General features: G+C 41.8%; 8 protein-coding genes and 1 pseudogene. All 9 read right to left on the reverse strand.

Annotated features, from left to right (window positions below):
- Positions 1-312: 312 nt before the first annotated feature.
- A complete protein-coding gene (erm(B), locus tag DXA57_RS16850; protein WP_066542830.1) occupies positions 313-1,050 on the reverse strand; it encodes a 23S rRNA (adenine(2058)-N(6))-methyltransferase Erm(B) in 738 nt (245 codons plus the stop codon).
- Between the two features lie 124 nt (positions 1,051-1,174).
- A complete protein-coding gene (locus DXA57_RS16855) occupies positions 1,175-1,258 on the reverse strand; it encodes a 23S rRNA methyltransferase attenuation leader peptide (protein WP_001814874.1) in 84 nt (27 codons plus the stop codon).
- Positions 1,259-1,484: 226 nt separating this feature from the next.
- Positions 1,485-2,045: pseudogene (locus tag DXA57_RS16860) on the reverse strand (IS256 family transposase); the annotation flags it as partial.
- Positions 2,046-2,314: 269 nt separating this feature from the next.
- Entirely contained in the window at positions 2,315-3,742 is a 1,428-nt protein-coding gene (locus DXA57_RS16870; RefSeq protein ID WP_055228728.1) for a hypothetical protein, read from the reverse strand.
- A 185-nt stretch (positions 3,743-3,927) separates the two neighbouring features.
- The gene (locus DXA57_RS16875; protein ID WP_055228726.1) at positions 3,928-4,194 is read right to left on the reverse strand and encodes a hypothetical protein; all 267 of its coding nucleotides are present in this window, start codon (positions 4,192-4,194) and stop codon (positions 3,928-3,930) included.
- Positions 4,184-5,293 carry a relaxase/mobilization nuclease domain-containing protein gene (locus DXA57_RS16880; protein WP_117768419.1) on the reverse strand — a complete coding sequence of 370 codons (1,110 nt, stop codon included), beginning with the start codon at positions 5,291-5,293 and terminating at the stop codon, positions 4,184-4,186. Before DXA57_RS16880 ends, DXA57_RS16875 begins: the two co-directional genes overlap by 11 nt.
- Complete coding sequence (locus DXA57_RS16885) at positions 5,254-5,577, reverse strand: MobC family plasmid mobilization relaxosome protein (protein WP_055228723.1); 324 nt, start codon at positions 5,575-5,577, stop codon at positions 5,254-5,256. Before DXA57_RS16885 ends, DXA57_RS16880 begins: the two co-directional genes overlap by 40 nt.
- On the reverse strand, positions 5,577-5,819 hold the full coding sequence (locus DXA57_RS16890) for a hypothetical protein (RefSeq protein ID WP_055228721.1): 243 nt from the start codon (positions 5,817-5,819) through the stop codon (positions 5,577-5,579). The genes DXA57_RS16885 and DXA57_RS16890 overlap by 1 nt, the downstream gene beginning before the upstream one ends.
- A gap of 16 nt (positions 5,820-5,835) precedes the next feature.
- The gene (locus tag DXA57_RS16895) at positions 5,836-6,021 is read right to left on the reverse strand and encodes a hypothetical protein (RefSeq protein WP_055228720.1); all 186 of its coding nucleotides are present in this window, start codon (positions 6,019-6,021) and stop codon (positions 5,836-5,838) included.
- Between the last annotated feature and the right edge of the window lie 790 nt (positions 6,022-6,811).

Genomic DNA, 6,811 nt, shown 5'->3' on the forward strand with positions numbered 1-6,811 from the left:
AAAAAAAAAAAAATGTATAAAATACACAAAAATAAAAATTGCGGAGAAAATAGAGTGATACGTATAAAAAATATAATAATTGCGTAAACTTGATTTGCCTGAGAGCATATGCTATAATGGCAATAGCTAAGAAAAGATATAATGTGTCACGTAGACACAAAACGAACCCCCAGTAGCAGCCACTACTGGGGGTTCTTCTCATTTTACGGTTGAGCCTCCGTTAGGTTAGTTGTCGCTGTTATATCTAATAATTTATCTCCATTCCCTTTAGTAACGTGTAACTTTCCAAATTTACAAAAGCGACTCATAGAATTATTTCCTCCCGTTAAATAATAGATAACTATTAAAAATAGACAATACTTGCTCATAAGTAATGGTACTTAAATTGTTTACTTTGGCGTGTTTCATTGCTTGATGAAAATGATTTTTAGTAAACAGTTGACGATATTCTCGATTGACCCATTTTGAAACAAAGTACGTATATAGCTTCCAATATTTATCTGGAACATCTGTGGTATGGCGGGTAAGTTTTATTAAGACACTGTTTACTTTTGGTTTAGGATGAAAGCATTCCGCTGGCAGCTTAAGCAATTGCTGAATCGAGACTTGAGTGTGCAAGAGCAACCCTAGTGTTCGGTGAATATCCAAGGTACGCTTGTAGAATCCTTCTTCAACAATCAGATAGATGTCAGACGCACGGCTTTCAAAAACCACTTTTTTAATAATTTGTGTGCTTAAATGGTAAGGAATATTCCCAACAATTTTATACCTCTGTTTGTTAGGGAATTGAAACTGTAGAATATCTTGGTGAATTAAAGTGACACGAGTATTCAGTTTTAATTTTTCTGACGATAAGTTGAATAGATGACTGTCTAATTCAATAGACGTTACCTGTTTACTTATTTTAGCCAGTTTCGTCGTTAAATGCCCTTTACCTGTTCCAATTTCGTAAACGGTATCGGTTTCTTTTAAATTCAATTGTTTTATTATTTGGTTGAGTACTTTTTCACTCGTTAAAAAGTTTTGAGAATATTTTATATTTTTGTTCATGTAATCACTCCTGAAGTGATTACATCTGTAAATAAATACAGAAGTTAAACGATTTGTTTGTAATTTTAGTTATCTGTTTAAAAAGTCATAAGATTAGTCACTGGTAGGAATTAATCTAACGTATTTATTTATCTGCGTAATCACTGTTTTTAGTCTGTTTCAAAACAGTAGATGTTTTATCTACATTACGCATTTGGAATACCAACATGACGAATCCCTCCTTCTTAATTACAAATTTTTAGCATCTAATTTAACTTCAATTCCTATTATACAAAATTTTAGAGACCGTTTCAAGTTTTGTGTAAACGTTAAAAACTGATATAAGATTTGTGAATAGTTACAATGGGCAGAGCCGATTTTCCGGATTCTGCCCATATCTGCATTATACAGTAGTTTTTAGGCATGTCAATAAAACCTGCCTAAAATTGACTGCTTTACAGGTTCCGCCCTGCCAGACGTTCTTCAAAATAAATTTCAAGCTGGGAATGGATCTGTCCCCAGTCCTGCCTGTGTCCGGTCCATTTTTTCGTGATATCCATGGTTGCCAGATACAGCATTTTCAAAAGGCTGTCATCCGACGGAAATACCGCCTTGCTTTTAGTCACTTTCCGGAGCTGGCGGTTGAATCCTTCAATGGCATTTGTGGTATAAATCAGCCGTCTTACTGCCTCCGGATATTTGAAATAAGTGGACAGGGGTGCCCAATTATCATGCCAGGATTTATAGATTTTTGGGTACTTGGAATCCCATTTATCCTTGAACAGTTCCAGTTCATTTAAAGCGGTTTCTTCCGTCGGAGCTGCATATACAAGCTTCAGATCAGCCATCAGTTTTTTGATGTCTTTGTATGAAACAAACTTCGTTGAATTACGGATCTGATGGATGATACACTGCTGAATCTCTGTTTTTGGATAAACAGCCTCGATTGCCTGTGGAAATCCATTTAAACCATCAACGCATGCAATCAGGATATCCTCAACGCCTCTGTTTTTTAATCCATAATCAATCAACCTTACGAAAAAAACATAATAAAATTTTTATGTTGAATATTGTTATTCCATATGGATCTGCGTTTCTTTTAGGAACGTCTCTTGCAACACTATTTATAAAAAAATATTGCCTATTAGCATCATTATTGGAATAATAACCTTGGCTTTAATATATTTGATAAATTATCTTTTTTTATCAAAATTCCTTCATTTTTCCTCAAATCTTCAGCAATAGACAATAGGGAAAAAGGAGTTATTAAATAACTCCTTTTTCCCTATATATTTTCATTGTTTATATCTTTCCACCACTTATAAACGGTATGCTTTGCAAGTCCTGTCTCTCGGATGCAGTCCGCTTTCTTTCCTGTCGGGTGGCTCTCCTGCCATTCTCTGACTGTCCGCTCTGCTGTTGGTCTGCCCTCTTTTACTACTTCGCCTATAACTTTCATATCCTCTTTTTTTCGCCTTGCAAGATATAAATGAGCCTCTTGTTTTCTGTAATTTCGCTTATTTGCTGGTATCGTAACCTTTGTGTTGTCCTCTATCCATTCCCGGCTTGCTATCGTTGACAGCCTTTTTCTGTCCCCTTTCAATGCCCGGAGAGCGTCTTTTACATCTGCCCGGCTGAAATGGTTGTCCTCGTCCTCGGTAAGGCTCTCTAAATGGTCCAGGAACGCATAGGCGTCTCTCCGTATCTTCTGCTCAGATATGCCACACTTCAAGCCATAAGAGCATAACGCCATAATGGAAAAGTAACGCCCTCCAGCTTTCACTTCCTCGGTTATTTTCCGTTTCCACCATTCATATAAAGCTTCGTTACATACCCACGTACCGCCCTGCTTCTTACTTTGCTGCTTCGGCTCTCCCTGCACGATCCGCTTCTCATACCATTCCGGGTACAGTTCCTTTGCTTCTTCCAGCGTAACGGTACTTCTTCTTCTCGGCTTCTCATACAACGGAGCAAGGTCTACCTTACAGCTCGGTATGCTGGCTTTTATGTCCTCCAGCGTGTAACGGTTCTCTGACAGCTTATAGGCTTTTACTGGGAAATCTGCACCCAGCTTCGACTGACTCCCTACACACCGAAACCCCTGATAAATTCCGGTTATATCCGGGCTGTCCGGACGGATAGAGCTGGTATCATTCCATAGCCGCCGGATAAGGGCTTCTTTTAGCTCCGCAAGCACTTCTTCCCTGTTTCGATACAACTGAACCGGCTCCTGCAAGAAATAGTAAAGATGTACCCCCTTGCCGGAGCTGACAAGATAAGTCGGACAAAGCTGCACACCATTCCCAAACTGCTTCAACAGGTTCTTTAACTGCTGTTTGCCTACATAGTCCACGTCCACCACCACCGCAAACAGCTCATGAGCGTTCTCTTTCGTGTGTGACTTTCCGTAAAAACTAATAGGCGGTATCAGCCCAAACCTATCCCCTACGACCTTATCCAACATTTTCAGACTATCATCAATTACCCACTGCCGGGTTCTTCCTTTGCCGGACGGTCTAATCTGTGTCGCTATAATATTGCCTTTTCCGTCCTCCGGCTCTTGCTGGAGACTGCCAGCCGGAAACAACTCCCGATAGAAATCATGAGGACTTACTTCCGGGTATCCCCTCTCCAGCATAAGGGCTTCTTTCTCCCGATAAGCAGACTTCCACTCATACCCTCTTTTATCTCTCCTTTTGGTGTATTTTGCCATAGTCTTTTACACCTCACTCCCTCTCGCCTTGACCGCTAATCTTATCAATAGGTTTTTGCACCCTTTTCTCTCAAGTATAAGGGAGTGCCTTTGGGGTGTCAATACCTACACCTCACTCCCTCTCGCCTTGACCGCTAATCTTATCAATAGGTTTTTGCACCTTTTTAATCTAACTAGATATATTTTCACCTACCAAACATGCTAGACGCTAGCATAAGAAATACTAAAATATTACAGACCATGCCACCCCAAAACAGGTACAGTTTCAAGCCCTCATATCTGAAAAAGCTGTTCTTACTTTCCTCCAGCTCCCGGAGTTTCTGCTTCATCACGCTCGTAAGTGTATCAGACTGCTTCTCAAGAAGCTTTGTCGCCCTCTGTATAGCCTCTATATTCGCCTGTAACGCCTTTCTAACCTCTTGGACGGTATTTTCCTTAACCTCATCTTTCAAGCTCCCAATCTCGCCCGATATAGCGTCTTGAAGCAATTCGTTGCTGTTCTTCAGTAGCTCTACGCTCTGCTTCAGCTCGCTGATGAGCTTCCTGTTCTGCTCTGCGTCTCTCTGCCTGTTCTGCTCTGCCCTTACTTGTTCTTGATTTGACTGCTTCATCAATTCCTCGCAGTTCTCGCTCGACATCGCCAACGCTTCTTTGAGCAAACTGTTTTCCAGCTCTGTCCGGCTCTGTCGGTTTAACTCTTGAAGTTGCTCTCTTGGACTGCTCTGCTTCTGCTGTTCGTGCATTTCTCTCAAACTCATGCTCCATGCTCTCCTTTCCGAAATCCATATTGTAGTATTTTTCCAGCTTGTTATCCCTGATTTTACAAGCCTTTTCTCCTGCCTGTTCCCTGGCTAAGTCGGTATATGTGATGTACTTATGGCTGTCCTGCCAGTCCACTCCGTACCCTCTTTCATTCATCAGCCGGATAAAGGTTTGCCGGCTGGTCGCTGTTTCCTTACAGTCCAGTACCGCCAGGGCAATATCCTGCACATAACTTTTGACCTTTCCCTGCTCTGCTTGTTTCAAAAGCTGGTAGGTGTCTTTACTCCATGCCACCGTTTCTTCCCGGGCTTCTCCAGCAAATGTCTTTCCTTTCTCCGGCACATGCAAGCCCTGTTCCCTGCTCTGTTCGTTGCACCGTTCCTTTAAGTCTTTAAGGTCGTGCTTACTCCATTGGAGCTTATGACCGTTCTCATAATTTACGGAATTGACTATAAAGTGCGTATGTATATGCCCCTTGTCTATATGCGTGGCTATCAGAACTTCATGCCCTTTCCATGCCTTTGTATGCTCCGCCAGCTCGATAGCGTTCTTGTGAGCCTGCTCCGGGGTTATTTCCTCGTCCTCATGGTAGGACTGCACATAATGCTTATAGGTTCTTCCGTCTGTCTTGCCCCACAGCTCCTTTGTGGCTTGCATTTCTTCCTTGACTGTCTCCGGCTCACAATGCAGACCACTGACAAGCTTCTCCTCTGTCTTTTCTTTTTTCGTCACATAATCTATGGCGTGCCCTATGCCCGCCTTTGAAGATACCGCCTTAATGACTGCCATACTTTGTTCAGCTCCTCTCCATGCTTCCGCACTTCCGCTTCACTCGGCAACATTCCCCCCTCATTACACCGCTTTGCTATTTGGTTGAGGTTGTTCCCTATCCGTTTCAGTTCCGGGATAAGTTCCTTGATACCGTCCGTATTCACAATCTGCTTCTCCAGCACACAGGAAAGGATATACTCCTGCTGGTTCTTTCCGCTCTTTGAAATCTTCTCCTGTAACTGCTGGTATTCTTCTTCACTTACTCGGAATGATAACTGCTTAGGTCTGCTTTTATTCGCCATTATTCTTCCTCCAAATAAATGCACAACTCGACTTTATACATTCCACCGCCAATGATATTAAAATGGTCTACTTGCTTGTTTGCTATCTTCTTGAATGTATCAGATGCAAGAATATCCTCTTGTGCTGCTTCCTCGAAGTACGTCTTTACATATCCATGCTTTTCATGGTCGTATGGTTCTTGCTGGATTGATACGCAAGCCACACCGCCCTCATGCAATTTCAAAAAATTTCTTACTGTCACTTTTGTTTCCCTCCTGTTAATCAATTTCGGACAACTGTACTAACATGCTATCGCCGGTCTTGTCCGTTACCTTTATCGCATTTGCTCCGTCAAATTCCCACTTTACAGAACCTTCAACAAAATGGCTATCAATCCATTTCTGAATTTTCTTGGCTCTGATTTCTTTGTATTCCGCTATTGTTTTTGCTCCGCTGATTTTCATTTGCGACCTCACTTTCTTCGGTGCTACCACCGTCACATTATGAGCCTTTCGGCTCTGCTTCAAGGGGGATTGAAGGGGGGCTTGCCACCCTCACAAGTTCTAAAGTGGTAACACTTTAGGGAACTTGCAATATATCCGCTACACATATTATAGTATGGTGGTAGCACTTTTGTCAAGCGGATATATTCGTACGTATATTCTGCCAAGAATATAGTGAAGCTTACTTCCTCTTGGGCGGCTTTGGAAGTGTAGGAGGGAGACAGTCAAGGGCTTGTTTTTTATCTGCAATATGAGCTTCGGCTTGCCGATCAGCGAATGCAGCAGATAAAAAATGGTCGCAGACCACCCTTTACTTTCTTCCGCCGGAACGGACAATGAAGCACAGGGGGAAGTAACGGAACGGACGGACAGCCGTTTTCCCCTCCAGCATGATTGCCAACAAAAAAGAGTATCAAGGGTAAACGCTGCGGTCTATGACCGCCCTTGACACTCTTTTCCTTATGGCTTTGATGATAAACAAGGGGAAATGGCTTCTTGTGGCATTTCTGCCCCTGTGATATAATATCTAGCGTTGTCGCGCCCATTCTGGCAACAGAAAGGGGGTGTGTCTACGTGTCAGAAATTATATCTTTTCTTGTTTCCGTACTGGCAAGTGTAGTTGGCTACTATATTTGCAAATGGTTAGACGGAGATAGGAAACATATAAATATCAATATGCTGAATAAATAATTAAAAAAAAAAAAAATGTATAAAATACACAAAAATAAAAATTGCGGAGAAAATAGAGTGA

The sequence above is a fragment of the Blautia sp. OF03-15BH genome (assembly GCF_003463065.1).
Classification (GTDB): domain Bacteria; phylum Bacillota; class Clostridia; order Lachnospirales; family Lachnospiraceae; genus Limivivens.